Below are 24,647 nucleotides of genomic sequence, written 5' to 3'. Positions count from 1 at the left end.
CACTCACAGGACTTTTACATTATTTCACTATCAACTACTAGCTAAACGCTTCTTTTACTCTGTCAAAGAAACTTTTTTCGCCCTTTGAAGGATTAGGTTTGAAGTTACTGCTGCTACTGAATTTTTCCAATACTTGTTTTTCTTCGGCACTCAAACTCTGCGGCGTCCATACATTTACGTTAATTAACTGATCACCGCGATGGTAACCCTGCACTTCGGGAAAACCTTTTCCTTTTAAGCGAAATATTTTACCACTCTGTGTGCCTGCAGGAATTTTTATCTTGGCACGACCATCAATTGTTGGCACTTCAACCTGGGTACCAAAAACAGCATCAGGGAAAGAAATATGCAAGTCATAAGCCACATTCAACCCATCTCTGTGCAGTTCCTCATGAGACTCTTCCTCTATCTGTATAATTAAATCTCCGGGAGCGCCACCACGTTCGCCAGCATTCCCTTTTCCACTCATGCTCAACTGCATTCCTTCCTGAACACCTGCCGGAATATCAATGCTGATGGTTTCTTCTCCATAAACGCGCCCATCTCCTTTACAGCTTCCGCATTTAGCAGTGATGGTTGTACCTTCTCCATTACAGCTGGGACAAGTAGAAACAGTTTGCATTTGACCTAGGAAAGTACTGGTAACTTTACGAACCTGGCCGGAACCACCACAGGTAGAACAAGATTGTGTACTGTTTTTATCTTTAGCCCCACTACCCGCACAGGTATTGCAGAGAACATGTTTTTTTACTTTAACGTTCTTGGTAACTCCCTTTGCAATTTCTTCGTAATTCAGCTTTAATTTGATTCTCAAATTAGATCCACGGGTTCCTCTTTGTCTACCTCCCCCTCTCTGTCTTCCACCTCCTCCGAAGAAACTACCAAACATATCTTCACCAAATATGTCACCGAACTGACTGAAAATATCATCCATATTCATGCCTGCACCACCGCCATAATTGCCTCCTCCTGTTCCGGGACCAAATGCAGCATGTCCAAAACGATCATACTTGGCTTTCTTATCGGCATCACTTAATATCTCATAAGCTTCAGCAGCTTCTTTAAATTTTTCTTCAGCTGCTTTGTCTCCTGGATTTCTGTCCGGATGAAATTGCATAGCTACCTTACGGTATGCTTTTTTTATTTCATCTGCAGTTGCAGACTTAGACACGCCCAATATTTCGTAAAAATCTCTTTTAGACATAAATAATAAATTGGATTATTTCCCTACCACCACTTTTGCAAAGCGGATAATTTTATCGTTTAAAAAATAACCTTTGGTTACTTCATCAATTACTTTTCCTTTTAGTTCTTCTGTTGGAGCAGGAATTTCCGTAATAGCTTCGTGTTTCTCCACATCAAAGTCGGTATTAATCGTTTCCATTACTTTCACCCCTTTCTGCTGCAAATTATTTCTGAGCTTATTAAATACAAGCATCACTCCTTCTTTCTGAGCTGCAATATCTTCTGTTCCCTGCAGTTGTTTTTCTGCCCTGTCGCAATCGTCCAAAACATCCAGCAAGGATACAATAACATCTTTTCCTGCAGTTTGAATCAACTCTAACCGTTCTTTTGCAGTTCTTCTTCTGAAATTGTCAAATTCAGCCATTAAACGAAGGTATTTGTCCTTCTGGTCCGCCAATTCTGCCTCTAGTTTTGCTACAACAGACTCTTCCGCAACAGGTTCGTTCAAATTTGACGTGCCGGCTGCATTTTCGTCAGCATTAATGTTCATTTCTGCTGTTTTTTCGGTTGTTTCAGCATTATTCTGCAATTCTTGCTCTTCCATAGTATATTTTATTTGCTAGCCTATATAGGCAATAATTTTGCCACGCAAAGAAAAGGGAAAAAATGACAGTTATAGCCTGCTTATATTTGCCAGATGACAAAGGTATACCTGAAAAAGAAGATAGCCCCAAGAATAGCCAATGGCCACCCCTGGATTTATGCCAATGAAATTGACAGGATTGCCGGGGAAACTACTCCTGGGGATATTGTTGAAGTTCGATTTGCGGATGGAAAAATTGCCGGTGTCGGCTATATTAACCCAAAATCACAAATTATCATTCGGCTTTTGAGCAGGAGACCGGTTGAAATCAATGAAGATTTTTTCCATCAGCAAATACTCAAAGCATGGCAATACCGCCAGAAAACAGGGTATACCGAAAACTGCCGGCTGGTATTTGGAGAGGCAGATCAGCTTCCGGCCTTAATTATTGACAAATTCAATGATTACTTTGTCATTCAGACACTCTCATTGGGAATGGATATATGGAAACCTGCCATTGTTAAGGCATTGGAGCGCATTTTTAACCCCAAAGGTATTTATGAAAGAAACGATGTGCCAGTCAGAAATCTGGAAGGATTACCGCAACTGAAAGGTTTTTTATCAACGCCATTCGATACCAATATCATCATCAATGAAAACGGGCTACGCTTTCATGTAGATATTGAGAATGGACAAAAAACAGGGTATTTTTTAGATCAGCAAGACAATAGAAGAGCCATTCAGCATATAGTAAAGGGAGCTGAAGTAATGGGTGCATTTACCTACACCGGTACTTTTGAAATTCATGCAGCATACTACGGAGCAAAATCTGTACTGGGTATTGATATTTCTGAACAGGCAGTAATTCAGGCGAATAAAAATGCAGCTTTAAACGGTCTGGAAAAAATTGTTGAATTCAAAGCAATGAATGCTTTTGATGTGCTGAAAGACTGGGGTAAAAACGGACCTTGTTACGACGTAGTGATGCTTGACCCACCTGCATTTACGAAGAGCAGAGATAGTATACAAAATGCTGTGAATGGATACAAGGAAATAAATCTAAGGGGAATGAAACTGATCAGAAACGGAGGCTTTCTGGTTACATCAAGTTGTACGAATCTGGTACATCCACAATTGTTTCTGGAAACCATTCATGCTGCAGCAAAAGACGCAAAGAAGAGATTAAAACAGGTTACTTTTCAAGCACAAGCAAGCGACCATCCAATTGTATGGGGAATGGAAAACACCAATTACCTTAAATTCCTGATTGTAGAAGTTTGCGACAGATAATCAACAAGAAATAGAAAAGTAATTCTAGCGGGCTACCTGAAATTTACCGGATTCCACAATTCTGCCGCTGCGATCTTTTAACTGATAAATGTATAACCCTCTAAAATAATTATCATCAAAATAGATGGTTACTTTATTGGACGTAACACGTTGTGCATTCATTTTACGGCCCATGAAATTATAAATTTCAATACTGTAGGATTTATCTACTGAAGGATCTAAGTCAAAATGAATAAACTGTGTGGCAGGGTTGGGATAAAATCGCTGAATTTTTGTATCAACAGTACTTACTGTGCTGTAATTAAAACCATGGTCGTTCGCAACCAGAACAGTGGTGCAAATCAATAAAACAACCCCAACAATTGCTTTGTAAAAAATCTTCATCCAATCGTTTCAGCTATGAAAATAAGCAGAAATTGGGGTTTCTCCAAAAAACAAGAAGGCATTGTTCTCCAAACAATTGAAAAACAATGCCCTAGATATATTTTTATTATAAAGATGCTAATGTTGTCTGAATAGCTTCAAAGCTGGGAAGATCACCAGGTGTAGGACAAACTTCAGCATATTTTACGGTTCCTTCTGCGTCAATGACAAATGCTGCACGCTTACTAACACCCAACATTTCAAAGGCAGGGAATGTTTCATACAATACACCGTATGCTTTTGCAGCTTCCTTATTAAAATCACTTAACAAAGGGAAGTTCAGGTTTTGCTCTTTGCTGAATTTATCAAGGGTAAACAGTGAATCAACTGAAATGCCAAATACCTGAGCATTGGTATTGTTGTACAATCCGATATTATCTCTTACGTTACAAAGTTCTGCAGTACATACCCCTGTAAATGCCAAAGGAAAAAACAATAATACTACTGGCTTACCTTTTAACTCTTCCAGACTAACTTTTTGTTTTTCAGTATTAAAAAGAGAGAATGATGGAGCTTTCTGTCCTACTTGAATACTCATTATGATTGATTTTAAAGTGAAAATATATATATGATGTTCAACAAAAAACCGAGAAAAAGGTTTTAGGAAATCTGCATTTCAGGAACAGAATCCGGAACAATCAGTTTACCCAGCGTTTTTGATTTAATTTCTTCTATGGAAACGCCCGGTGCCCGCTCAAGCAAGAAAAATCCCTCCGGGGTCACAGAGAGAACAGCCAAATCAGTCACAATTTTTTTAACGCAGGAAACCCCGGTCAACGGTAGACTGCAAGTAGGTAGCAATTTACTTTCTCCCTTTGGATTGGTATGCATCATTGCTACAATAATATTTTTAGCACTGGCTACAAGGTCCATGGCCCCTCCCATTCCTTTTACCATTTTACCTGGTATCTTCCAGTTGGCAATATCTCCGCTTTCACTCACTTCCATTGCTCCCAATACAGTCAGATCTATTTTCCCGGCTCTAATCATTCCAAAACTTTCTGCGCTATCAAAAAATGCTCCACCGGGAATAACGGTTACCGTTTCCTTACCCGCATTAATTAAGTCTGCATCAATGGAAGCTTCGTCAGGATAAGGGCCCATTCCCAATATGCCGTTTTCACTCTGAAATACAACAGAAATGTCAGAAGGAATATAATTAGCTACTAAAGTCGGGATACCTATACCCAGATTCACATACATTCCATCTTTTAATTCCTGTGCAATGCGCTTGGCAATTCCAAATTTATCTAAAGCCATAGTGCTCGTTAGTTTTTATAAAATTGATTAAATGCGGGTAGTTTTTCTTTCTATTCTTTTTTCATAATTTTTACCCTGGAAAATACGGTGTACATATACACCTGCTACATCAACTTCATCCGGATCAATTTCTCCGGGTTCAACCAAATGTTCTACTTCAGCAATGGTGATATTCCCTGCTTTGGCCATTGAGGTAGAAAAATTTCTGGTTGCTTTTCTAAAAACTAGATTGCCTGCTTTATCTCCTTTCCATGCTTTTACAATGGCAAAGTCTGCATGAATGGCTTTTTCCATCAAATACATTTTACCGTCAAATTCCCTAACCTCCTTACCAATAGCTATTTCAGTACCATAACCAGCAGGAGTAAAATAAGCAGGAATACCCATTGCAGCCATTTGTATTCCTGTTGCCAATGTACCCTGAGGAACAAGGTCTACTTCGAGCTCACCATTTAAGAGTTGCTTTTCAAATAAAGCATTTTCACCCACATAACTGCTGATCATTTTTTTAATCTGACGTGTTTGCAATAGTAAGCCTAAACCAAAATCGTCAACACCGGCATTATTGGAGATACAGGTAAGTCCCTGAACTTTATGAGCAACCAAAGCCGCAATACTGTTTTCAGGTATCCCGTTTAAACCAAATCCACCCAACATGATCACTGCGCCATTTGATATATCTGCAGTTGCTTCGAATGCATCTTTATAAACCTTATTCATTCTTATTTGGATTGTGATTTTTGATTAATCAGATTTCTTTCCCTTCCTGCAATAACATCAATTGAATCAATCAGTATTTTAAACTGTTTTGGATGTGCTTCATAATAATGATAGCTATCATAAAATTTTTTTCTTTCTATACCATAACTATTAAAAACCTGCTCATATAAACGGATATTCTCTTTTATTCTAAGATTGAGTGTATCTTTTGCTGTAATGCGAAGATAATACTCATCCATCTTCATCATATCCCACATGATTTTACTCATTTCATTCACAGATAGGATATTTGAAGGTACCTTCTCTCCTCCGCAGGCTATTGCCAAAAGAACAATCAGCGAATAAAATAGTTTTCTCACTTCAACTCCTCTTTATATTTATTGGCGTTGGGAATATCCAGCAACGATAACAATTCAACAGCCTTTTGCTTTTCTTCAAAAGTTCCTTTCTTAAATATACCAATCAATTCTGCTGTTTTACCCTGCATAAAGAATTGCAGAATCATACTATTCGGATTCTCCTTATTCAAGGCATTCAGTTGAATAAGGGCTTGCAAAATATTTGCCCTTGCCTCATTTTCATTCTCAATTAACTTATCTAATCCCGCTCTGTAGTAAGTATAAATAACATCGTGAATGATGTTGAATTTAGTATTAATCAAATTCTCGTTCAGCCAATATCGGTTTCGTAATCCATCAAACATTCTCCACCCTGCTATCTTGCTTCCTTCAGGTGCATTGTTTACTATATTCTGTGCCTTTCTAAAAAAAGTTTCTCCGCTTTTAGGAGAGAAGGAATCATAATCGAGTCCAATAATCATGTAAGCATAGTAAGCCAACACCGCGGTTAAATTGGCTACTCCTGCATCTGTTCCCTGTACCCGGTTTTCATTGAATTCTACAGGCTGAAATTCTACATATTTAAACAAGAGTTCCTGATCTATAAAATTAACCAGTGCAGCCTGATAGGATGCATTGAATACAGGCCTAGCAGCCTGAATGGTTAAAGATGCTTTATAGATATTTGGTTCAACTGCAGATTCAATATTGATTATAAAACTGCATTCTATTTTTTCGTTTTCCTTAAATACATCGCTCGTCCATTTTCTGTTATTCATGAAATTATTCAACTGCGTTTGCAGGGTAGTGAATATCTTTCTGTCAACAGTTGTTGCTACCCTTGCAGCCATAACGGTAACTTTCGCTTTTAACTCCTGTGCATCCCCCAAATTGGGTATAGCAAACAGGGTAATAAACAGAATTGAAATACGTATAAAATGCATGATAAGGTAAAATTGAACGGAAACTAAAAGTAACAAAAAACGACAGTAAAATACTGTCGTTTAAATCATTTTAGAAAGAATTAGCTAATTAGAAAAGAGAAATAGCTTATCTGAATAAATCTGTATCTAGATTTTTCCTGTGGTAAACTTTTCCTTCCATAAATTCTGTTGTAGCTAAAATTGCTGGATTAGGCATTTTCTCGTAAGCACGAGAAATTTCAATCTGCTCTTTGTTCTCATGAATTTCTTCCAAACTGTCGGTGTGGCTGGCAAACTCTTCCAACTTGTTGTGTAATTCTTCGCGAAGGGAAATATTAATCTGATTGGCTCTTCTTGCGATGATTGCAATAGATTCATACAGATTACCTGTTTTCTCTTTTATGGAGATCAGGCTTTTGGTTTCTACCACACTAGCGGTATTGGCACTCATCTGCCTTCTTAGTTTACTCATTTTTTCCCGTTTTTTTAAGTATGTTAAGGGTTTGTGTTTTATACTTGTTTACTTCCTCTAGATATTTGCTGTCGTTAAATCTTTCCGCGAACTCATTACATTCAGACAACACTTTTTCGTAACGCTCTTTTTGCTTTTCCTCGTAACTCATTTCAGCATACTTAAAGTAAGCCTTAATCATGAGTACCTTGTATTCATCTGATTTTTTTGAATCAGGAAAGTTATCAGCCACGTTGCTGAAAGCAATAGCAGCAGCTTTGTAGAATCCTAAGTTATAATACAATTCAGCACTCAAGAATTCCTTGCGCTCTAACTTCTCTCTGCATAAATCAATAATCTCTGTAGCCTCTTTTACCCTTGGCGAAGTAGGATGGGTACTAATAAATGCTTGCATCAAACCCATCGTTTTGGTGGTATTGGTCTGATCCAATTCTACCTTGGGCGATTGCTTGAAATAACAGTATGCCCGCATATATTCGCAGTCCTGTGTTCTTGTGCTTGCAGGAAAATTTTCTACAAAGCTTTTAAACATATTTTCCGCATTTAAATAATCCTTGATGTAGAAATAAGAGTACGCGTACTTGTAGTACATGTCTTCGTATCGCTGAGATCCTTTTAAATAAGGGAAAATATCTTCAAAGAGCCTTAAAGCTTCAGGGTACTTTTTGTTGGCATAATACTGCTCAGCCATTTTGTACTTATACTCGTAATCTTTGCTCTTCATTATCTTAGCAAATTTGGTAGTACAAGCAGTTCCCAAAAAGACAGTTAGCAATAAAACAGTTACAATTCTACCCATAGAAGTTGGCGAAATTACGTATAAAATGGCAATTTAAGAAGGGTTTTTTGCAAATTGGGATAGTAGCCGTTAATTAATAGCTAAAAAGGCCATCCAGCTTTTAAACCGGACAGCCTTTTTGTATTACAACTTTAGGTGATATTATTTGCTATCACCCTCTCCTTCCTGCAATTTTGCCTTGATTTCAGCCAATGCGCCTAAGTCACCCAAAGTAGCTTTTTCTACTTTAGCCTGGATGTTCTTAACGGCTTTCTTGGTGTTATCAGATTCAGCTTTTGCTTCTTTCTTAGCTGCTTCTTTTTCTTCAGCTATATGCTGTTCCCAAATACGAGCATGACTAAGAACGATGCGCTTCTCGTTACGGTCAAATTCAATTACTACAAACTGAGCGGTTTCGTCAGCTTTAACCTGAGTACCATCTTCCTTATTCAGGTGACGATTAGGTGCAAAACCTTCTAAACCATACTGTAATTGAACCAACGCACCTTTGTCATCTTTACGGGTAACTGTTCCTTCATGGGTAGAACCGATGGCAAAAGTTTCCTCTAAAGAATTCCAAGGATCTTCTTCCAACTGTTTGTGTCCTAACTGAAGTTTACGGTTTTCCTTGTCAATGCTAAGGATAATAACGTCTATTTGATCAGCAACTTTTGTATAGTCAGTTGGGTGATTGAAACGCTTCAACCAGCTTAAATCGCTGATATGAATCATTCCACCAATTCCTGGCTCCAACTCTACAAATACACCGTAAGGAGTGATGTTTTTCACCAAACCTTTGTGCTTGCTGTTCTCTGGATATTTGTTTTCAATGGTATTCCAAGGATCCTGAGTCATTTGCTTAATGCTCAAGCTCATCTTACGGGCATCTTTATCTAAAGTAACCACTTTAGCTTCGTGCTCATCACCTAATTTGAAGAATTCTTTAGCATTAATTGGGGTATTTGCCCAAGTAATTTCAGAAACGTGAACCAATCCTTCAACACCAGGTTGAATTTCAAGGAATGCACCGTAATCTTCAATATTTACAACTTTACCTTTAACTACAGAACCTTCAGCTAATCCTTCAGGTAATACATCCCATGGATGTGGAGTCAATTGCTTAAGACCTAAGCTGATACGCTTCTTGTCATCATCAAAGTCTAAAACAACCACTTGTAGTTTCTGATCCATTTTCACCACTTCGCTAGGGTGAGAAATTCTACCCCATGAAATATCGGTGATATATAGTAAACCATCCAATCCACCTAAGTCCATGAATGCACCGAAGTCAGTGATGTTCTTAACAATACCTTCTAATACCTGACCTTTTTCAAGTTTACTCATGATTTCAGCACGTTGTGCTTCAATATCACTTTCAATCAATGCTTTGTGAGATACAACGGCATTCTTGATGGTTTCGTTAATCTTTACTACTTTAAACTCCATTGTTTTACCAACAAACTGATCGTAATCAGTAACTGGCTTCACATCAATCTGAGAACCTGGCAAGAAAGTTTCCATACCAAATACATCAACGATCAATCCACCTTTGGTTTTGCTGGTAACGGTTCCTGTTACAACTTCACCGGTTTTGTGTACTTCCACAATTCTTTCCCATGCACGGAAAATTCTTGCAGACTTACGGCTCAAATGAAGGTTACCGGAACGGTCTTCTTTTTCTACTACCATTACTTCCACTTCATCACCTACAGCTAAGCCTTGTAAATCGCGGAATTCGTTCAAAGAAACAAGACCATCACTTTTAAAACCAATGTTTACAACAACATCTGTTTTAGTTAGTGCAACAACAGAACCTTTAATGATTTCGCCGTCTTCAATTTGCACGAAAGTATTGTCGTATACTTTGTCGTACTTTTCACGCTCAGTTGCAGCATAATGACTAACATTTCTTTTGTCAATGCTCCAGTCAAAATCGTCATGAGCAGTTTCTACTACTTCAGGTGCTTTTGTTGTCGCAGTAGGAACGTTCGCGGCTTCTGAAGCGGCTGCGCTCTCCTGAGCATCTGCGTTTAGTTGTTTATTAAATAAAATCATACAATAACCCGATGGTTTTAATCGGGGGGCAAAGGTAACAATTATTGTTAAATTCCAGTTTAATTAGGCTATTATTTCCCAGTATACTATTGCATAAATGTAAATAAATCGTTAGATTAGCATTATAAAGACCAAAATCTGATGAAAATCCACGCATACATCCTAATTGTAGGGGCTATTTGGGGGGGATCTTTAGTTGCGCAATCCCATGACCCAAGGGTTGAGCGGGCACTACGTGCACAAAAAAAAGCTATTGAAGCACAATTAATGGCCAAGAAGGCAGAAAGAGCTAAAGCAATGGCAATGGGCAAAAAAGAAAAAAATACCGGCCCTGTCCTAACTGATGAAGAAAAAGCCAAGAAAAACAAAGAAAACCTAGATCGCATCAGAAGAAGAATGCAGTTTATTGAAAATACCACCAACAATACCAACCCTGAAGCAAAATATAGAGCAGGGCCTGGAGGTGCTGCCGAAAAGATTGGTTCACCTGGTTATAAAAGCCCCAGCAACAATCTAGAAAAGAAAGAAGCCAGAGTTGCGCAGACGTATCCCCGAAGATTTTAAATCAGCAGTAGATTTCATACTAAAAGAAGATGTAATTCAGAGGAAGATTTTACATCAGAATATGTAATTTGTTGGTCAAACTAACCTATAATCATATGCTAAAATCTTTATTGTCCATTTTTCTTTTATCCTGTTTTATTGGGCAGGCCAATGCTCAAAAGGGTAACCATCAGAATCCAGCAGATATTAAAAAAATTCAGGAATTTCAGAAAAATATAACTCCTGCCGGTAAAAATAGTCAGGTGATACATCCAAGTAAATCAGATGGAACACCAGACATGCGCTATAAAGCCAATAAAGAAAAATTTAATGCAGAAGCAACAGGTCCAAGAAAGGCAGATGGCACCCCCGATTTGAGATATAAAGAAAATAAAACCTTACTTAAATCATCTACAAAGAAATCAGTTCCGAAAAACCACTAACCAAAATGTATTCATTCATTTGTTTAGTACAAAATAACCGATAAGTGATTTCAACATTTACAATACCCAATTTCAAAATTTCCGACACAACATTTTAATATAAAAAAACCGTCCCAATTCTTTGGGACGGTTTTTCATTTCTGCTTATAAAAAGCCTATTTCAATTAAACAGTGATAAAATTATACTTGAATCTAATTAATCTGCTTTCAACGCTTTATCCAATAGGAAAATCAAATGTGTTCTGTGTGCCTTGGTATCTTCATTAGGAGAAACCGCAGCCGACAATTTGGTTTTTAGTTTTCTTAAGGTATACAAGGCAGCAGATTTAGAAACCTCGTCTAATGGTGAAGCAGGTGCAATTAAACCAGCAGCACCTTTTACAAAACTAATTTGTAAATAACGGCGGTACATATTTACGTTGGTATTGATATCTGCATCAAATATTCCTTTTACCAAATCACCCATCACATCCACAACACCATATTCATTTCCATACAAGCGAGTATTGTTGATTCTCTGTAAAGTGACAGGATTCAGAATATGCGCCAATGCGCCATTAACCTGCAAGCCTAGGAAATTGCTGGTTACTTTAAAATCTTCCCCATTTCCTGGCTGATTAAATCCGCGACGCTGCATTTGCAAGTAAGGAAACACTTGTGTATCTGCTTCAAATGCATTAGGAGCAAATACATATTTAGTTAACACTTCCATTGCTCTCTTTTGGGTAGCAAACGGTGTTGGAGTATAGGGCTTATTGCCTGAGTTCTGCTCTGGGAAACTTCTATCAATGTATACACCGCCAATATAACGGCTCACAGCATTTATCTGTCCGCTACGTTGTCCCTGTAACATGCTATATCTTGATCTTAATTCTGCAAAAGACTGCCCGGGCTTGGTATATTTCTGTACCAGCTTATTCATCACATTGTTTACCAGTTTAAATCGTTCTTCTGCATAAGTAATAGCATCATTACTCATATCATTTACATTCACTCTCGGATCAATTGCTTTACCAGGCGCACGCATATCATCCCCGTCGTTTCCAAATGCCAATTTTGGATCATTGCTTCTAGATAAAATCTTGCTTAGCATCACTTCCTCTTCAGCTTCAGAAATAAAAGGAGTATACCCATATTCAATAGCCCAAATATCGTAAGGGCCTGCTTTAGTAGTATAATAGTCACCCTGTTTGGTTCTGTCTAAAGAAATATTAATTGCCGGATAATCCATTACAGATCCAATCAATCCAATCTTACGGGTTATAGATATGTTGTGAACTTCAGCAGGCGAAAGCATCTGACTGCTTTTCATATTATGGTTCAGTCCAAGAGTATGACCCATTTCATGCATGATCAAATAAATTAAAAACTGTTCATGCATTGCCTTAATTTCTTCCGGACTTGCGTTGGTAGTTTCCAGTGTTGTTAAACCAGCTGAATACTGCATTTTTAATTCAGCGCCAATATTGCAATTAAATGCTTGCTGATGTTCCATACCAGGGAAAATCAACTGAGGCATTGAAGGTCCGTTGAACAATTCATCCTGAATGGGAGTTGCACTACCAGAATACCACTCAACTGTAATATCTGAGCCTAATATCTGTCCTGTTCTTGGATTAACGAAACTAGGTCCAATAGCACCATATGAAGGTTGCGCAGAAGCAACCCATCTGATTACATTGTAACGAATATCAGCCGGATCCCATTTGGCATCATCAGGCATAATTTTCATTTGAACTGCATTTTTAAATCCTGCTTTTTCAAATGCTTCATTCCATTTTAAACCTGCATCAACAATAATCTGTCTGTATTCAACAGGTGTGGTATTTTCTACCCAAAATACAATTGGTTCAACAGGCTCACTTAATGCAGCAGAAGGATCTTTCTTTTTCAAAAACCATCGGTTAATCATATCCTTGTAAGGAACAGCACTCACACTGGTCATATTGGTTCTTTGCTGCATGAAATATCCAACACGCGGATCATCTCTTCTTGCTCTGAAATCATTTTTAGGCATTTCAAGAAAACTATGCTGCATTCTCACGCGAACATATCTGGGATCAACAACATCAGGTCCTCCACTAGCTAATGTAGAAGGATTGTCATAAGATAAATCCACTACTACGTCTGTATTATTCGGATAGGAACGTATGTCGGCATATTTTGATTTGGTGGGATTTAAACCGCCGAGATTAAACATGAACATAGCCATTGGGCTTGGTGCCATCTGAGGTTTCACCGGATCCATTTTTTCACTTAAAAAAAGACCGTCTACACTAATCAAGTATCCATTCTCATCTTCAATACTGAATTTATCATTAAAAAAAACTGCTTCCGGCTTATCAACTTCAGCTGTCTTACTCACCGCATTTTTGGGATCGTAATAAAAATTGGTGTTTACTTCAGAGAACTCAAGTTTATCAAAGGCTTTTTTTATTTTATACACTGCAGTATTTCTGTGCATGCTCTGATTCAGAAATAAAGTGGTTGGCCCGCTAATTGAAAAGCTCTGATAAATGAATTCTTTATCCAGCTGATCTTTTCGGATATACATCTGTAAACTACCCGTTGTTGTATCCTGGTATAGCGTAAAAAGACCTTCCAGCTTTTTATTACCTTTTGTTTTTTCCGCTACGGTTGGCTTTTTAGGGGCCGCAGGGGCTTTTGAAGAATCTGCAGCTGCAGGTTTTGCAGGTGGCGTAGGAACCTGTTGAGCATTTACTAGAGTGCTAACACCTAGGAGAAGCACAGCAGAACCGATTAGGTATTTTTTCATACAATTAGTTTAGTGGATAACAAATTATGCATTCTGAATATATCTAAAATGGAATTAACAAATTCTTTGATGATTGGCAAAAAAGGCAGTCAACAAGTAATTAGTCATTATGGATGGTGCCAATATTTACGATTTTGAACACTTTCTTTGCTATTCAATATATGGTCTTGCTTTTTGGGGAAGAATATACTTTTTTTCGGAAGCTATAAAATGTTTAAAGGAAGATTTTATACTTCTATATAATGATTCAGTTATGACTGCAAATAATTTTCTAATTGTGTGATAGTTTGCTGTTGACTTAGAATCGTCTCAGCCACTACATCATTCATACTAATGATTCCAGCTAATTGCTCATTATGCATAACTGGCAGGTATCTAATATGCCTAGTACTCATTAATTGCATGCAGTGTTCAACCGAATCGGTTAAAGCAATCGCTGGAAAATCGGCACTCATAATTTCACTCACTGGCGTATCACTGGAATGCCTACCCATCAAAATTACTTTCCTTGAATAATCACGTTCGGTGAGAATGCCCAAAAACCGGTCACGATCCATCACCACTACCGATCCTATATTTTTTTCTGCCATAACTCGCAGGGCTTCAATGACGGTAGTATCAGGAGTAACAACTGTTACCTGGGCACCTTTACGGTTGAGAATATCACTTACTTTATGCATAGAAAATAATTTCTTGCTATAAGTTAAGTAAAGATTTTGAGTTATGCAAACTTTTGGGCTATGGAACTAGCAGCAATGAAACCACTTGTCCAGGCATGCTGAAAATTAAATCCGCCGGTTATACCATCTACATCCATCACTTCACCAGCAAAATAAAGATCAGGCACAATCCTGCTTTCCATTGTCTGGGGATTGATTTCAGAAAGCATTATCCCACCTGCGGTAACAAATTCCTCTTTAAAAGTGGTTTTGCCTGAAATAGAATAAATACTATTTGTCAGTAGCTGTATCAATTTATTCTGATGAACAGATTTCAATTCGGCCCACTTGGTATCAGTATCAATTCCTACCTCCTGTAGTAAGAAATGCCATAAACGATTTGGTAAAGGGAAAGGAGATTTATTTCCTATTTTCTGAACGGACATTTGCTCACGGTAAAAAGACCATTCGCTTCTTAAAGCGGTTTCATTTATTTCGCCTAACCAGTTTACAACTACTTCAAAATGATAGTTACGTTCTGCCAGTTGCCTGGCTCCCCATGCAGATAATTTAAGTACTGCAGGACCACTTAAGCCCCAATGAGTAATGAGTAAAGGACCGGACTCTTTTAATTTAGTCCCCATTACTTTTAAAGAAACATTCGGAACCGAAACACCCATTAAACTTGTAATAGGATGCTTGGGCATATTTAAAGTAAACAGAGAAGGGATGGGTTCTACAATACTGTGTCCAGTATTTTTTAACCAATCAAACATAGACAATTTGGGCAGTCCACCACAGGCAATACAGATTGCATCTGCTATAATCACATCCTTTTTCTCAGTAAGAATTCTCCATTGATTGCCCTCTTTTACAATGGAATGTACACCTGTGTTCGTACTAACTTTAACTTTATATAAATCAGCTTCACGCAATAAGCAATCAATGATGGTGGCAGATTGATTTGTTACAGGAAACATCCTTCCATCAGCTTCAGCATGAAGTTTAACGCCTCTTTCCTCAAACCAGTTAATGGTGTCTCTGGTATTAAATTGGTGAAATGCTTTTTTTACAAATTGCTCTCCGCGGGGATATTTTTTTACCAGGGCCGGAATATCAAATAATTCATGTGTTGTATTGCATCTGCCTCCTCCGCTAATTCTTACTTTAGAAAGCAGGTTGGCTGATTTTTCTAATAGAAGCACTTCTAAACCTGCATTCATTCTTGCTGCATTCACTGCGCAAAAGAATCCTGCTGCTCCTCCTCCAACTACAACCAGCTTTTTCATTTAAAAATTTAAATACTAATAATAACTGGAGTTCAAATGCGGATTGGCTTTTTCTTCTGCTTCAATTATACTATAGTCAGAAAGAATTAAAGCTTTATTTCTCTTTATGCAAACATCGTGTTCAAAATGAACAGAAGGTTTTCCATCTCTTGTTTTAATTGTCCAACCATCTTCCTCAGTATATACTTCTCTGCTACCCATATTAATCATAGGCTCAATGGCCAATACAAGATTCTCTTTCAATTTGGGACCAGAACCTCTTTTGCCATAATTGGGCATCTGTGGATCTTCGTGTAAGCTTCTTCCTAGACCATGCCCTACCAATTCTCTCACAACACCATATCCGTGCTTAATTTCAGTATGCTCTTGAATTGCATACGCAATATCCCCAATTCTATTATTTACAATTGCCTTTTCGATTCCTTTATACAAAGACTCTTTGGTAATCTTAACGAGTTCAATTGCTGCAGGATCTGCGTCACCGATTATAAAAGTATAGGCATGATCACCATGCCATCCGTTTAAAATAACACCCATGTCAATAGAAACAATATCACCGTTTTGTAAAGGTGTATCATTCGGAAATCCATGAACAACCACATCATTCACAGAAGCACAAATGGTGAAAGGATAGCCTCTGTAATTTAAAAAAGAGGAAGTAGCATTGTGTTTTTGAATAAAATTGGCACAGAGCTTATCTATTTCAAGGGTTGTCATTCCTGGCTTCAATACTTTGGCAACTTCAGCCAGCGTTTTACTGACCAAAACAGCAGCTTCTTTCATCAAAGCAATTTCAGCATCCGTTTTATATATAATCATCTCTTTATTTCTTCTAGTCATTGTTATTAAAAAGCAAACCTGTTTAGCAAAGCCAAACAGGTTTACAAAGTTCGTTATTTTATTTGATACTAGATGGTAGAACTGGTTACACCCTGTCTTCCCTGAACTCTTCCACTATTCATTAAGCCATCATACTGACGCATCAACAAATAGGTTTCAATTTGCTGTAGGGTATCTAAAACAACACCTACCATAATCAATAAAGAAGTTCCACCAAAGAAGGTACTGAAACCTTGCGTTACACCCAGACGCTGAGCAAAACCGGGTAATATACCAACCAATGCTAAGAAAATAGCACCAGGTAAAGTAATTTTATCCATGATTGCGCCAATATAATCTGCAGTAGGTTGTCCTGGTTTAACACCGGGAACAAAACCGTTATTGCGTTTTAAATCCTCTGCAATTTGCTTAGGGTTAAAAATTAATGCTGTGTAAAGGAAAGTAAACCCAATTACCATTACAGAGTAAATCAACATATACCAGGCATTGCTATGATCGTTAAAGATTTTTACAATACCAGAAGCTGAATCTAAATTGGTAAAAGAAACCAATGTAGGCAAGAACATGATTGCTTGTGCAAAAATGATAGGCATAACACCAGCACTGTTCACCTTTACAGGTAAAAACTGACGAGCTCCACCAAATTGTCTGCTACCAATGATTTGCTTAGCATAGTTAACAGGTATTTTTCTAACACCCTGAACCAAGATAATTAAACCCATGATTATTGAAACCAAAACAGCCATTTCAATAAGGAAGATTAATAATCCACCGCCACCGCTAACACCTTTCGCTCCAAATTCCTGTATAATGCTCTGAGGTAAACGGGCAAGGATACCAACCATGATGATGATAGAAGTACCATTACCTAATCCCTTGTCTTGAATTCTTTCACCTAACCACATCACGAATAAAGTACCTGCAGTTAATGTAACAACAGTTGAGAACCAGAAGAAAGGCTTATAAGCTGGTAAGATAGCTTCTGCATAACCGGGGCTATTAAGGTATGCAACATAAGCACCTGCCTGGAATAAAGTAACCAATACTGTTAAGTATCTGGTCCACTGATTGATTTTTTTGCGACCACTCTCTCCTTCTTTCTGAACCTTTTGTAATTGCGGAACCAGAATGGTCATCAATTGCATAAAGATAGAAGCAGAAATATAAGGCATGATACCTAAGGCAAGAATAGAAGCTTGTGAAAATGCACCACCGGCAAACATATCAAATATGCCCAAGAGGCCATTGCTCTTAGCTGAATTGGCAGCTGCTTCAATTTTATTCGGATCTATACCTGGTAAAACGATATGCGTACCAAAACGATAAGTTAACACCAAAGCAAGGGTTACAATAATTTTATTACGTAACTCTTCAATGGTCCAAATGTTCTTAAAAGTCTGAACTAGTTTTTTCACTTCACTAAATTAAATGGCGTTAAACTTAATTATTTGATAATCTCAACTGTTCCGCCTGCAGCTTCAATAGCAGTTTTTGCTTTTTCACTGATGGCGTTAATTTTGAAACTGAGCTTAGACTTCAGTTCGCCATTACCCAATACCTTAACGCTATCAGTACGGCTGATTAAACCATTGATGTATAAATTCTCAAGAGAAATTTCAGTGAAACCGTATTTCTCAACTAACTGATCTAATTGACCTAAATTAAACACTTTGTATTCAACTCTATTGTTGTTCTTGAATCCACGCTTAGGAATTCTACGCTGAATTGGCATCTGACCACCTTCATGAGCCATTTTGCTCTTGTAACCAGCGCGGCTCTGACCACCCTTGTTACCTTTGGTTGATGTACCACCTTTACCAGATGCTTCACCACGACCTAATCTCTTTTCTCTTTTTACTGAACCTTCAGCAGGCTTTAAATTGTGTAGTTTCATTTTAACTTGATTTTGAACTTACGGGGTATCACCCCTCGCGTTGTTTATAATAAATAAAAAGTCAGGAGTAAAGATATCCGCATGATGCGGTATATCCAAACTACTGACTTAAAAAATTTTTTAATTAAGCAACTTCTTCAACCTTCACTAAGTGGCTAACCTTGTTAACCATACCTAATATTTGTGGAGTAGCTTCTACTTCTCTAGAGGCATTCAACTTCTTTAAACCAAGCGCAATAAGAGTTTGCTTCTGACGCTCTGGTCTGTCGATGCCGCTTTTTATTTGTGTGATCTTAATCTTTTTCATAAATATTATCCGTTGAAAACTTTGCTCAATTTAATGTTACGTCCTTTAGCAACCTGAACGGGTTCTCTCAAAAGGCTTAACGCTTTAATAGTAGCTTTTACTACGTTGTGAGGATTAGCAGATCCAAGGCTTTTCGCAAGTACGTCGGTAATACCAGCACTTTCCAAAACTGAACGCATGCTACCACCCGCGATAACTCCCGCTCCGTGTGCAGCTGGCTTTATAAGTACCTTAGCAGCACCATCTTTAGCCCACTGTTCGTGAGGAATAGTTCCGTGCATTACAGGTACTTTAACCAGGTTCTTTTTTGCATCTTCAATACCTTTAGCAATAGCTTCCTGTACTTCTTTTGCTTTACCAAGACCCTGTCCTACAATACCATTTTCGTTTCCAACTACAACAAGTGCAGAGAAACTGAATGTACGGCCACCTTTTGTGGTTTTTACCACACGGTTAATAGCAACAACCTTATCTTTTAATTCGATGTCGCCACCCGCTTTTACTTTATTTACGCTTACTTTAGACATTTATTGAGCGATTAAATTGATGTTAGTAATTAGAATACCAGACCACCTTCTCTTGCTCCGTCTGCAACAGACTTCACACGGCCATGATATAGATTTCCACCTCTGTCAAATACACAATTTGTTAAACCCAGAGCCAAAGCTTTAGTTGCAACTGCAGCACCTACCATTTTAGCTTTTTCAATCTTGGTAACTTTCTGAGCAGCGATGTCTTTATCCCTTGAAGATGCAGCAGCTATAGTAACTCCATTATCATCATCAATTAATTGTGCATAGATTTCGGCATTGCTTCTGAATACAGAAAGGCGTGGCTTTACAGCTGTACCAGCAACCTTCTTACGGATGCGGTATCTAATTTTTTGCCTTTGAATTAATTTACCCATTGTTTTTTATTTTAAACCTCCGATTCGGCCGGGGGATTGTTTGATTAATTATTTACCTGCTGATTTACCTGCTTTTCTTCTTAAGATTTCACCAGCGTATTTCACACCTTTTCCTTTGTATGGTTCAGGCTTACGCAAGCTTCTTAATTTAGCAGCAACCTGACCAATCAATTGCTTGTCAATTCCTTCAAGAAATACTTTAGGGTTCTGACCCTTTTCGTTGCTAGTGGCAACTTTCAATTCACTTGGAATTTCAATAATGATATTGTGAGAGTAACCTAAAGAAAGATCCAAAAGGTTGCCGGTATTGGCAGCTTTAAAACCTACCCCTACTAACTCTAATTCTTTTTTAAATCCTTCAGTTACACCCTTCACCATATTGTTTACCAAAGAACGGTATAAACCGTGCATTGCGCGGTGACGAATTTGATCTGTAGGTCTGGTGAAGGTAACTGAACCTTCTCCAATTACAACAGTAATGTCTCTGTCAATTGCCTGAGACAATTGTCCTTTAGGACCTTTTACTGTTAAAACGTTCTCAGCATCAACGGTGATGGTTACACCTGCTGGAACTGCTACTGGTTGTTTACCAATTCTAGACATAGTCGATTTTTATTTTATGATTATGAATGTTCCGTGTTCAGCCACGACTAAGAAGCTTAATTGTCGGAACTCATTAGATTAAGAAATGTAACACAATACTTCACCACCCACATTCTGAGCCTTTGCTTGCTTATCTGTCAATACTCCTTTAGAAGTACTTAAGATTGCAACTCCCAGACCATTGATTACTCTTTTGATTTCAGCAGGCTTAGCATACTGACGTAAACCTGGACGGCTTACTCTTTCCAAAGAGCGAATTGCTGGTTGTTTGGTAGCAGGATCGTACTTAAGCGCAATCTTAATAAGACCTTGCTTGTTATCGTCTTCGAATTTATACTTCAGAATATAACCCTGATCGTACAAGATTTCTGTTAAACGCTTCTTTAAATTAGAAGCAGGAATTTCAACCAGTCTATGACCAGCCAACTGAGCATTACGAATTCTAGTTAAGAAGTCTGCTATTGGATCAGTTACCATATTATTTTTATTATATCAGTTCTAAATTTTGTTTTAGCAGCGAGTAGATTACCAGCTTGCTTTCTTTACGCCTGGAATCATGCCATTCAAAGCCATGTCGCGGAAAATAACCCTTGACAGACCAAAATAACGCATGTATCCTTTAGGTCTTCCTGTAAGCTGACAACGGTTCTTTAAACGTACCGGAGAAGCATTCTTAGGTAGTAGATCCAATGCTGCATAATCGCCTGCTGCTTTTAAGGCTGCACGCTTTTCAGCATACTGAGCTACCATTTTCTCGCGCTTTCTTTGTCTGGCTTTTACTGATTCTTTTGCCATAATTTTTTTGTTCTGAGTTTAATTAATCTTTCTTGGTTCCTTTAAACGGCATACCCAATTCTTTCAAAAGCTCATAAGCTTCTTCATTGGTGTTTGCTGTTGTAACAAAAGTGATATCCAATCCGGTGATTTTATTTACTTTATCAATATCAATTTCAGGGAAAATGATTTGTTCAGTAACACCTAAAGTATAGTTACCTCTACCGTCAAAAGCTTTGTCGCTGATTCCTTTGAAATCACGTACACGTGGTAAAGCAACAGATACCAATCTGTCAAGGAATTCATACATTTTTTCACCTCTTAATGTAACGCGGGCACCAATTGGCATTCCCTTACGTAACTTGAAGTTAGAAATGTCTTTCTTAGACATAGTAGGAACCGCTTTCTGACCAGTGATCATGTTTAGTTCTTCTACTGCAATGTCTACTAGTTTCTTATCTGTAACTGCACCGTTTACACCACGGTTGATACAGATTTTTTCTAGTTTAGGAGCTTGCATTACAGTTGTGTAAGCAAACTTCTTCATAAGAGCAGGTATCACTTCTTTAGTGTACTTAGCTGCTAATCTCGGTGTATATTTCTCTGTACTCATTATTTGATTACCTCCCCAGATTTTTTAGATACACGTATTAATTTACCATTCTCACGGGTACGCTTCACTTTGGTTGGCTCGCTTTTTTTAGCATCCCACAACATTACATTACTGATGTTGATTGGAGCTTCTACTTTTACTATACCACCTTTGGTATTTTGAGCAGATGGCTTGGTGTGCTTCGTTACGATATTCACTCCTTCTACAACTACACGACCTTTATCGATAATCACTTCCAATACTGTGCGAGGCTTTTTCAAATCCTTGTCATCACCGGCAATAACCACTACGGTATCACCTTTCTTGATGTTGAATTTGGGCTTAAATCTTGTACTCATTTTATTTAGCTTTTAGCTTTTTTTATAATACTTCAGGAGCAAGAGAAATAATTTTCATATAACCCTTATCACGCAACTCTCTTGCTACTGGTCCAAAGATACGTGTACCGCGAGGTTCATCAGAGTTGTTCAACAACACAACTGCGTTGTCATCAAAACGAATGTAAGAACCATCTTTTCTGCGGAGTTTGTTTTTTGTACGAACAATAACTGCTTTAGATACTGTTCCTTTTTTAACACCACCTGCAGGAATTGCGTCTTTAACCGTAACAACAATTTTATCGCCGATTTTAGCATAATCCTGACCGCTGTTACCTAGTACCTTGATACAAAGTACTTCTTTAGCGCCACTATTGTCAGCTACATTTAACCTGCTTTCTTGCTGAATCATTTTATTTAGTTTGAAATTTTACATTTAAGAAACGTATACCTGTAGAGGTAGAAGCATCTCAAATCAATATTGTTATTTCGCTTTTTCTACAATTTCAACCAGTCTCCAACGCTTTGTTTTACTAAGCGGACGAGTTTCCATGATCTTTACCACATCACCGATGGTGCACTCTCCTTTCTCATCATGAGCATGGAATTTGGTAGTTTTCTTTACGAACTTACCGTAGATAGGGTGTTTTACTTTTCTTTCAACCGCAACAGTGATGGTTTTATCCATTTTATCGCTGGTAACGATCCCTGTCCTTGTTTTGCGCAAATTTCTTTCAGCCATTGTGTTTAATTTATGGTTTAAATACCCATTTCTTTTTTCTTCAATTCCGTTTTGATACGGGCGATGTCTCTACGAAGTCCACGAATAGTCATTGGATTTTCTAGTGGAGAGATAGCGTGAGCAAATTCCAGTTTCTTCAAACGAAGTTCGTCTTCCTGGATTTTAGCTCTAAGATCTGATACACTTAGATCCTTTAGATTTTTGTTGAATTCGTATGTTTTTTTATTAGCCATTGCAATTTCTTTTATTGGTTATGCTTGCAAATCTCTTCTTACGATGAACTTGGTTGCGATTGGTAATTTTTGTGCTGCAAGACCCATCGCTTCTTTAGCTACAGCTTCTGAAACGCCATCGCATTCAAAGATGATACGTCCTGGCTCAACAACAGCAGCCCAGTATTCAGGGTTACCTTTACCCTTACCCATTCTCACTTCAGCAGGCTTATGAGTGATGATTTTATCAGGGAATACTCTGATCCATACATTACCCTCACGCTTCATAGCACGAGTCATGGCCTGACGGGCAGATTCAATTTGGCGGTTGGTTAACCAAATGGGTTCTAATGCTTTTAAGGCAAATGATCCAAATGATATAGCAGTTCCACGCTTAGCTACTTCGCGAATGCGTCCTTTCTGCTGTTTCCTATGTTTGCTTCTTTTCGGCTGTAACATTTTTTAGTTTTTTGGTCCACGAAATGTATTCGTAGTTATTTAAAACTTTAGTAATGATTATTACTAATTCTTATTAGTTTCTGCGTTCTCCTCTTCCACCACCTCTTCTATCGTCTCTTCTGTCTCCGCCTCTTCTTTCATCAGATCCAGATCTTTCTCTTCTGTCGCTCATATCGTTCTTACCACCAACAAAGTTTGGATTCAATTCACGCTTTCCTAATACTTCACCTTTACAGATCCATACTTTGATACCGATTTTACCATATACAGTCTGAGCAAATACATTGGCATAATCAATATCCATACGGAAAGTATGTAATGGAGTACGACCTTGTTTGAATTCTTCGCTACGTGCAATTTCAGCGCCACCCAAACGACCACTTAATTTTACCTTGATACCTTCCGCACCCATACGTAAAGTAGAGGCGATAGCCATTTTGGTAGCACGTTTGAAGTTGATACGATTTTCAATCTGACGAGCGATTGTATCTCCTACGATAGTGGCATCCAGTTCAGGACGACGGATTTCCAAAATATTGATTTGAACATCGTCTTTACCGGTTAACTTCTTCAATTCTTCTTTGATACGATCAACCTCGTTACCACCTTTACCGATGATAATACCTGGCTTAGAAGTATGAATAGTTACAATCAATTTACCAAGCGTACGCTCGATAACGATTTTTGCGATTCCACCTTTGTTGATACGGGCACTTAGGTAGGTACGGATCTTATGATCTTCGATCAGTTTGGATGCATAGTCTTTCTTACTACCATACCAGTTACTGTCCCATCCGCGGATGATGCCTAACCTGTTACCAATTGGATTTGCTTTCTGACCCATATAATGGTTTTACTAATTAGTTTTTAGAATCTACGATTAATGTTACATGGTTGCTGCGCTTACGTACTTTGTAGCCACGACCTTGTGGTGCAGGACGCATACGCTTTAATACTCTACCGCCGTCAACGAATACGGTCTTTACAATCAGACTGCTGTCTGCAGCATTTGATCCGCTGTTTTTTTGCTCCCAGTTACTGATAGCGCTCTTCAACAACTTTGCCAATGGAGTGGCATTGTGCTGAGGGTGATGCTCCAGAATAGCAAGTGCTTTTTCCACTTCCATTCCACGGATCACATCGGCTAACAGGCGCATTTTACGCGGACCTGTTGGATAATTGTTCAGTTTAGCTACTGCTTCCATTTCTTTTTTTGTTTGATGTATGGGGATTAACCCTTAC

Annotated in this window: 34 protein-coding genes; 3 read left to right on the top strand and 31 right to left on the bottom strand. The window is 38.1% G+C overall.

Annotation, left to right across the window (positions count from 1 at the left end):
* Positions 1–37: 37 nt before the first annotated feature.
* Both dnaJ and TEGAF0_RS00635 read right to left on the bottom strand, forming a co-directional pair.
* Positions 38–1,204, bottom strand: coding sequence for a molecular chaperone DnaJ (gene dnaJ, locus TEGAF0_RS00640; RefSeq protein WP_264899214.1), 1,167 nt, complete (start codon positions 1,202–1,204; stop codon positions 38–40).
* Positions 1,205–1,219: 15 nt separating this feature from the next.
* Entirely contained in the window at positions 1,220–1,789 is a 570-nt protein-coding gene (locus TEGAF0_RS00635; protein ID WP_264899212.1) for a nucleotide exchange factor GrpE, read from the bottom strand.
* A 93-nt stretch (positions 1,790–1,882) separates the two neighbouring features.
* Between TEGAF0_RS00635 and TEGAF0_RS00630 the strand changes: the two genes are divergently transcribed.
* The gene (locus tag TEGAF0_RS00630; protein WP_264899211.1) at positions 1,883–3,058 is read left to right on the top strand and encodes a class I SAM-dependent rRNA methyltransferase; all 1,176 of its coding nucleotides are present in this window, start codon (positions 1,883–1,885) and stop codon (positions 3,056–3,058) included.
* A 24-nt stretch (positions 3,059–3,082) separates the two neighbouring features.
* Here the strand turns inward: TEGAF0_RS00630 and TEGAF0_RS00625 are convergent, their stop codons facing one another.
* The 9 genes from TEGAF0_RS00625 to rpsA form a co-directional block, all read right to left on the bottom strand.
* Positions 3,083–3,442: a T9SS type A sorting domain-containing protein gene (locus tag TEGAF0_RS00625; RefSeq protein WP_264899210.1), complete on the bottom strand. Its 360-nt coding sequence runs from the start codon at positions 3,440–3,442 to the stop codon at positions 3,083–3,085.
* Positions 3,443–3,548: 106 nt separating this feature from the next.
* Positions 3,549–4,019, bottom strand: coding sequence for a redoxin domain-containing protein (locus TEGAF0_RS00620; RefSeq protein ID WP_264899208.1), 471 nt, complete (start codon positions 4,017–4,019; stop codon positions 3,549–3,551).
* Between the two features lie 62 nt (positions 4,020–4,081).
* Positions 4,082–4,741, bottom strand: coding sequence for a 3-oxoacid CoA-transferase subunit B (locus TEGAF0_RS00615; RefSeq protein WP_264899206.1), 660 nt, complete (start codon positions 4,739–4,741; stop codon positions 4,082–4,084).
* A 27-nt stretch (positions 4,742–4,768) separates the two neighbouring features.
* Positions 4,769–5,461, bottom strand: a complete 693-nt coding sequence (locus TEGAF0_RS00610) for a CoA transferase subunit A (RefSeq protein WP_264899204.1) — start codon at positions 5,459–5,461, stop codon at positions 4,769–4,771.
* Positions 5,462–5,463: 2 nt separating this feature from the next.
* Positions 5,464–5,820 carry a DUF4296 domain-containing protein gene (locus tag TEGAF0_RS00605; protein WP_264899203.1) on the bottom strand — a complete coding sequence of 119 codons (357 nt, stop codon included), beginning with the start codon at positions 5,818–5,820 and terminating at the stop codon, positions 5,464–5,466.
* Positions 5,817–6,743, bottom strand: a complete 927-nt coding sequence (porD, locus tag TEGAF0_RS00600) for a type IX secretion system protein PorD (protein WP_264899202.1) — start codon at positions 6,741–6,743, stop codon at positions 5,817–5,819. Before porD ends, TEGAF0_RS00605 begins: the two co-directional genes overlap by 4 nt.
* 106 nt (positions 6,744–6,849) lie before the next feature.
* Positions 6,850–7,194 (bottom strand): DNA-directed RNA polymerase subunit omega, encoded by a 345-nt coding sequence (locus TEGAF0_RS00595; protein ID WP_026751424.1) that lies wholly within the window; start codon positions 7,192–7,194, stop codon positions 6,850–6,852.
* A complete protein-coding gene (locus tag TEGAF0_RS00590) occupies positions 7,187–7,993 on the bottom strand; it encodes an outer membrane protein assembly factor BamD (protein ID WP_264899199.1) in 807 nt (268 codons plus the stop codon). Before TEGAF0_RS00590 ends, TEGAF0_RS00595 begins: the two co-directional genes overlap by 8 nt.
* A 141-nt stretch (positions 7,994–8,134) precedes the next feature.
* Positions 8,135–10,027: a 30S ribosomal protein S1 gene (gene rpsA, locus TEGAF0_RS00585; protein ID WP_264899198.1), complete on the bottom strand. Its 1,893-nt coding sequence runs from the start codon at positions 10,025–10,027 to the stop codon at positions 8,135–8,137.
* 141 nt (positions 10,028–10,168) lie between these two features.
* Between rpsA and TEGAF0_RS00580 the strand changes: the two genes are divergently transcribed.
* Together TEGAF0_RS00580 and TEGAF0_RS00575 are read left to right on the top strand one after the other, a co-directional pair.
* Positions 10,169–10,591, top strand: a complete 423-nt coding sequence (locus tag TEGAF0_RS00580; RefSeq protein WP_264899196.1) for a hypothetical protein — start codon at positions 10,169–10,171, stop codon at positions 10,589–10,591.
* A gap of 95 nt (positions 10,592–10,686) precedes the next feature.
* Positions 10,687–11,013, top strand: a complete 327-nt coding sequence (locus TEGAF0_RS00575; RefSeq protein ID WP_264899195.1) for a hypothetical protein — start codon at positions 10,687–10,689, stop codon at positions 11,011–11,013.
* A 196-nt stretch (positions 11,014–11,209) separates the two neighbouring features.
* Here TEGAF0_RS00575 and TEGAF0_RS00570 read toward each other — a convergent pair whose 3' ends face one another.
* From TEGAF0_RS00570 to rplV, 20 genes are all read right to left on the bottom strand, one after another.
* Positions 11,210–13,789 carry a zinc-dependent metalloprotease gene (locus tag TEGAF0_RS00570; RefSeq protein ID WP_264899194.1) on the bottom strand — a complete coding sequence of 860 codons (2,580 nt, stop codon included), beginning with the start codon at positions 13,787–13,789 and terminating at the stop codon, positions 11,210–11,212.
* A gap of 251 nt (positions 13,790–14,040) precedes the next feature.
* A complete protein-coding gene (locus TEGAF0_RS00565; RefSeq protein WP_264899193.1) occupies positions 14,041–14,469 on the bottom strand; it encodes a CBS domain-containing protein in 429 nt (142 codons plus the stop codon).
* A 41-nt stretch (positions 14,470–14,510) separates the two neighbouring features.
* Positions 14,511–15,737, bottom strand: coding sequence for a BaiN/RdsA family NAD(P)/FAD-dependent oxidoreductase (locus TEGAF0_RS00560; protein ID WP_264899192.1), 1,227 nt, complete (start codon positions 15,735–15,737; stop codon positions 14,511–14,513).
* Between the two features lie 15 nt (positions 15,738–15,752).
* Entirely contained in the window at positions 15,753–16,577 is an 825-nt protein-coding gene (gene map / locus TEGAF0_RS00555) for a type I methionyl aminopeptidase (RefSeq protein WP_264899191.1), read from the bottom strand.
* Between the two features lie 68 nt (positions 16,578–16,645).
* Complete coding sequence (gene secY, locus TEGAF0_RS00550) at positions 16,646–17,992, bottom strand: preprotein translocase subunit SecY (RefSeq protein ID WP_026763910.1); 1,347 nt, start codon at positions 17,990–17,992, stop codon at positions 16,646–16,648.
* Positions 17,993–18,021: 29 nt separating this feature from the next.
* Entirely contained in the window at positions 18,022–18,471 is a 450-nt protein-coding gene (rplO, locus tag TEGAF0_RS00545; protein WP_264899190.1) for a 50S ribosomal protein L15, read from the bottom strand.
* A 124-nt stretch (positions 18,472–18,595) separates the two neighbouring features.
* Positions 18,596–18,778 carry a 50S ribosomal protein L30 gene (gene rpmD / locus TEGAF0_RS00540; protein ID WP_026751414.1) on the bottom strand — a complete coding sequence of 61 codons (183 nt, stop codon included), beginning with the start codon at positions 18,776–18,778 and terminating at the stop codon, positions 18,596–18,598.
* A 5-nt stretch (positions 18,779–18,783) separates the two neighbouring features.
* On the bottom strand, positions 18,784–19,305 hold the full coding sequence (gene rpsE / locus TEGAF0_RS00535; RefSeq protein WP_026751413.1) for a 30S ribosomal protein S5: 522 nt from the start codon (positions 19,303–19,305) through the stop codon (positions 18,784–18,786).
* A gap of 29 nt (positions 19,306–19,334) precedes the next feature.
* Positions 19,335–19,685, bottom strand: a complete 351-nt coding sequence (gene rplR / locus TEGAF0_RS00530; protein ID WP_026763912.1) for a 50S ribosomal protein L18 — start codon at positions 19,683–19,685, stop codon at positions 19,335–19,337.
* Positions 19,686–19,733: 48 nt separating this feature from the next.
* Positions 19,734–20,288, bottom strand: a complete 555-nt coding sequence (rplF, locus tag TEGAF0_RS00525) for a 50S ribosomal protein L6 (RefSeq protein ID WP_264899186.1) — start codon at positions 20,286–20,288, stop codon at positions 19,734–19,736.
* Between the two features lie 78 nt (positions 20,289–20,366).
* Positions 20,367–20,765 carry a 30S ribosomal protein S8 gene (gene rpsH / locus TEGAF0_RS00520; RefSeq protein ID WP_026751410.1) on the bottom strand — a complete coding sequence of 133 codons (399 nt, stop codon included), beginning with the start codon at positions 20,763–20,765 and terminating at the stop codon, positions 20,367–20,369.
* A gap of 48 nt (positions 20,766–20,813) precedes the next feature.
* Entirely contained in the window at positions 20,814–21,083 is a 270-nt protein-coding gene (gene rpsN / locus TEGAF0_RS00515) for a 30S ribosomal protein S14 (RefSeq protein ID WP_264899185.1), read from the bottom strand.
* A 22-nt stretch (positions 21,084–21,105) separates the two neighbouring features.
* Positions 21,106–21,675, bottom strand: a complete 570-nt coding sequence (gene rplE / locus TEGAF0_RS00510) for a 50S ribosomal protein L5 (protein ID WP_264899183.1) — start codon at positions 21,673–21,675, stop codon at positions 21,106–21,108.
* The gene (gene rplX / locus TEGAF0_RS00505) at positions 21,675–22,013 is read right to left on the bottom strand and encodes a 50S ribosomal protein L24 (RefSeq protein WP_026751407.1); all 339 of its coding nucleotides are present in this window, start codon (positions 22,011–22,013) and stop codon (positions 21,675–21,677) included. The genes rplE and rplX overlap by 1 nt, the downstream gene beginning before the upstream one ends.
* Before the next feature lie 22 nt (positions 22,014–22,035).
* On the bottom strand, positions 22,036–22,404 hold the full coding sequence (gene rplN, locus TEGAF0_RS00500; protein ID WP_026751406.1) for a 50S ribosomal protein L14: 369 nt from the start codon (positions 22,402–22,404) through the stop codon (positions 22,036–22,038).
* Between the two features lie 72 nt (positions 22,405–22,476).
* Entirely contained in the window at positions 22,477–22,734 is a 258-nt protein-coding gene (rpsQ, locus tag TEGAF0_RS00495) for a 30S ribosomal protein S17 (RefSeq protein ID WP_026751405.1), read from the bottom strand.
* A gap of 17 nt (positions 22,735–22,751) precedes the next feature.
* Positions 22,752–22,967, bottom strand: a complete 216-nt coding sequence (gene rpmC, locus TEGAF0_RS00490) for a 50S ribosomal protein L29 (protein WP_264899177.1) — start codon at positions 22,965–22,967, stop codon at positions 22,752–22,754.
* An 18-nt stretch (positions 22,968–22,985) separates the two neighbouring features.
* Complete coding sequence (gene rplP / locus TEGAF0_RS00485) at positions 22,986–23,405, bottom strand: 50S ribosomal protein L16 (RefSeq protein WP_264899175.1); 420 nt, start codon at positions 23,403–23,405, stop codon at positions 22,986–22,988.
* A 73-nt stretch (positions 23,406–23,478) separates the two neighbouring features.
* Positions 23,479–24,249 (bottom strand): 30S ribosomal protein S3, encoded by a 771-nt coding sequence (rpsC, locus tag TEGAF0_RS00480; protein ID WP_264899173.1) that lies wholly within the window; start codon positions 24,247–24,249, stop codon positions 23,479–23,481.
* Positions 24,250–24,265: 16 nt separating this feature from the next.
* Positions 24,266–24,610 (bottom strand): 50S ribosomal protein L22, encoded by a 345-nt coding sequence (gene rplV, locus TEGAF0_RS00475; protein ID WP_051408487.1) that lies wholly within the window; start codon positions 24,608–24,610, stop codon positions 24,266–24,268.
* Positions 24,611–24,647 lie beyond the last annotated feature (37 nt).

The sequence above is a fragment of the Sediminibacterium sp. TEGAF015 genome, assembly GCF_025997995.1.
GTDB lineage: Bacteria > Bacteroidota > Bacteroidia > Chitinophagales > Chitinophagaceae > Sediminibacterium.
Note: the sequence above shows the minus strand (reverse complement) of the source record. Positions and strands in the feature narration are given on the sequence as shown.

What these genes read in the sequence shown, in the direction of transcription:
- porD (WP_264899202.1), bottom strand. Translation starts at nt 6,743, where the DNA reads ATGCATTTTATACGTATTTCAATTCTGTTTATTACCCTGTTTGCTATA.
- rplP (WP_264899175.1), bottom strand. Translation starts at nt 23,405, where the DNA reads ATGTTACAGCCGAAAAGAAGCAAACATAGGAAACAGCAGAAAGGACGC.
- TEGAF0_RS00575 (WP_264899195.1), top strand. Translation starts at nt 10,687, where the DNA reads ATGCTAAAATCTTTATTGTCCATTTTTCTTTTATCCTGTTTTATTGGG.
- rpsC (WP_264899173.1), bottom strand. Translation starts at nt 24,249, where the DNA reads ATGGGTCAGAAAGCAAATCCAATTGGTAACAGGTTAGGCATCATCCGC.
- TEGAF0_RS00630 (WP_264899211.1), top strand. Translation starts at nt 1,883, where the DNA reads ATGACAAAGGTATACCTGAAAAAGAAGATAGCCCCAAGAATAGCCAAT.
- TEGAF0_RS00580 (WP_264899196.1), top strand. Translation starts at nt 10,169, where the DNA reads ATGAAAATCCACGCATACATCCTAATTGTAGGGGCTATTTGGGGGGGA.
- rplN (WP_026751406.1), bottom strand. Translation starts at nt 22,404, where the DNA reads ATGATTCAGCAAGAAAGCAGGTTAAATGTAGCTGACAATAGTGGCGCT.
- TEGAF0_RS00560 (WP_264899192.1), bottom strand. Translation starts at nt 15,737, where the DNA reads ATGAAAAAGCTGGTTGTAGTTGGAGGAGGAGCAGCAGGATTCTTTTGC.
- rpsE (WP_026751413.1), bottom strand. Translation starts at nt 19,305, where the DNA reads ATGTCTAAAGTAAGCGTAAATAAAGTAAAAGCGGGTGGCGACATCGAA.
- TEGAF0_RS00615 (WP_264899206.1), bottom strand. Translation starts at nt 4,741, where the DNA reads ATGGCTTTAGATAAATTTGGAATTGCCAAGCGCATTGCACAGGAATTA.
- rpsA (WP_264899198.1), bottom strand. Translation starts at nt 10,027, where the DNA reads ATGATTTTATTTAATAAACAACTAAACGCAGATGCTCAGGAGAGCGCA.
- rpmD (WP_026751414.1), bottom strand. Translation starts at nt 18,778, where the DNA reads ATGAAAAAGATTAAGATCACACAAATAAAAAGCGGCATCGACAGACCA.
- TEGAF0_RS00595 (WP_026751424.1), bottom strand. Translation starts at nt 7,194, where the DNA reads ATGAGTAAACTAAGAAGGCAGATGAGTGCCAATACCGCTAGTGTGGTA.
- rpsH (WP_026751410.1), bottom strand. Translation starts at nt 20,765, where the DNA reads ATGGTAACTGATCCAATAGCAGACTTCTTAACTAGAATTCGTAATGCT.
- rpsN (WP_264899185.1), bottom strand. Translation starts at nt 21,083, where the DNA reads ATGGCAAAAGAATCAGTAAAAGCCAGACAAAGAAAGCGCGAGAAAATG.
- rpsQ (WP_026751405.1), bottom strand. Translation starts at nt 22,734, where the DNA reads ATGGCTGAAAGAAATTTGCGCAAAACAAGGACAGGGATCGTTACCAGC.
- rplE (WP_264899183.1), bottom strand. Translation starts at nt 21,675, where the DNA reads ATGAGTACAGAGAAATATACACCGAGATTAGCAGCTAAGTACACTAAA.
- TEGAF0_RS00625 (WP_264899210.1), bottom strand. Translation starts at nt 3,442, where the DNA reads ATGAAGATTTTTTACAAAGCAATTGTTGGGGTTGTTTTATTGATTTGC.
- TEGAF0_RS00620 (WP_264899208.1), bottom strand. Translation starts at nt 4,019, where the DNA reads ATGAGTATTCAAGTAGGACAGAAAGCTCCATCATTCTCTCTTTTTAAT.
- TEGAF0_RS00635 (WP_264899212.1), bottom strand. Translation starts at nt 1,789, where the DNA reads ATGGAAGAGCAAGAATTGCAGAATAATGCTGAAACAACCGAAAAAACA.
- rplO (WP_264899190.1), bottom strand. Translation starts at nt 18,471, where the DNA reads ATGAAACTACACAATTTAAAGCCTGCTGAAGGTTCAGTAAAAAGAGAA.
- TEGAF0_RS00565 (WP_264899193.1), bottom strand. Translation starts at nt 14,469, where the DNA reads ATGCATAAAGTAAGTGATATTCTCAACCGTAAAGGTGCCCAGGTAACA.
- TEGAF0_RS00610 (WP_264899204.1), bottom strand. Translation starts at nt 5,461, where the DNA reads ATGAATAAGGTTTATAAAGATGCATTCGAAGCAACTGCAGATATATCA.
- rplR (WP_026763912.1), bottom strand. Translation starts at nt 19,685, where the DNA reads ATGGGTAAATTAATTCAAAGGCAAAAAATTAGATACCGCATCCGTAAG.
- map (WP_264899191.1), bottom strand. Translation starts at nt 16,577, where the DNA reads ATGACTAGAAGAAATAAAGAGATGATTATATATAAAACGGATGCTGAA.
- TEGAF0_RS00590 (WP_264899199.1), bottom strand. Translation starts at nt 7,993, where the DNA reads ATGGGTAGAATTGTAACTGTTTTATTGCTAACTGTCTTTTTGGGAACT.
- TEGAF0_RS00570 (WP_264899194.1), bottom strand. Translation starts at nt 13,789, where the DNA reads ATGAAAAAATACCTAATCGGTTCTGCTGTGCTTCTCCTAGGTGTTAGC.
- rpmC (WP_264899177.1), bottom strand. Translation starts at nt 22,967, where the DNA reads ATGGCTAATAAAAAAACATACGAATTCAACAAAAATCTAAAGGATCTA.
- rplV (WP_051408487.1), bottom strand. Translation starts at nt 24,610, where the DNA reads ATGGAAGCAGTAGCTAAACTGAACAATTATCCAACAGGTCCGCGTAAA.
- dnaJ (WP_264899214.1), bottom strand. Translation starts at nt 1,204, where the DNA reads ATGTCTAAAAGAGATTTTTACGAAATATTGGGCGTGTCTAAGTCTGCA.
- rplX (WP_026751407.1), bottom strand. Translation starts at nt 22,013, where the DNA reads ATGAGTACAAGATTTAAGCCCAAATTCAACATCAAGAAAGGTGATACC.
- rplF (WP_264899186.1), bottom strand. Translation starts at nt 20,288, where the DNA reads ATGTCTAGAATTGGTAAACAACCAGTAGCAGTTCCAGCAGGTGTAACC.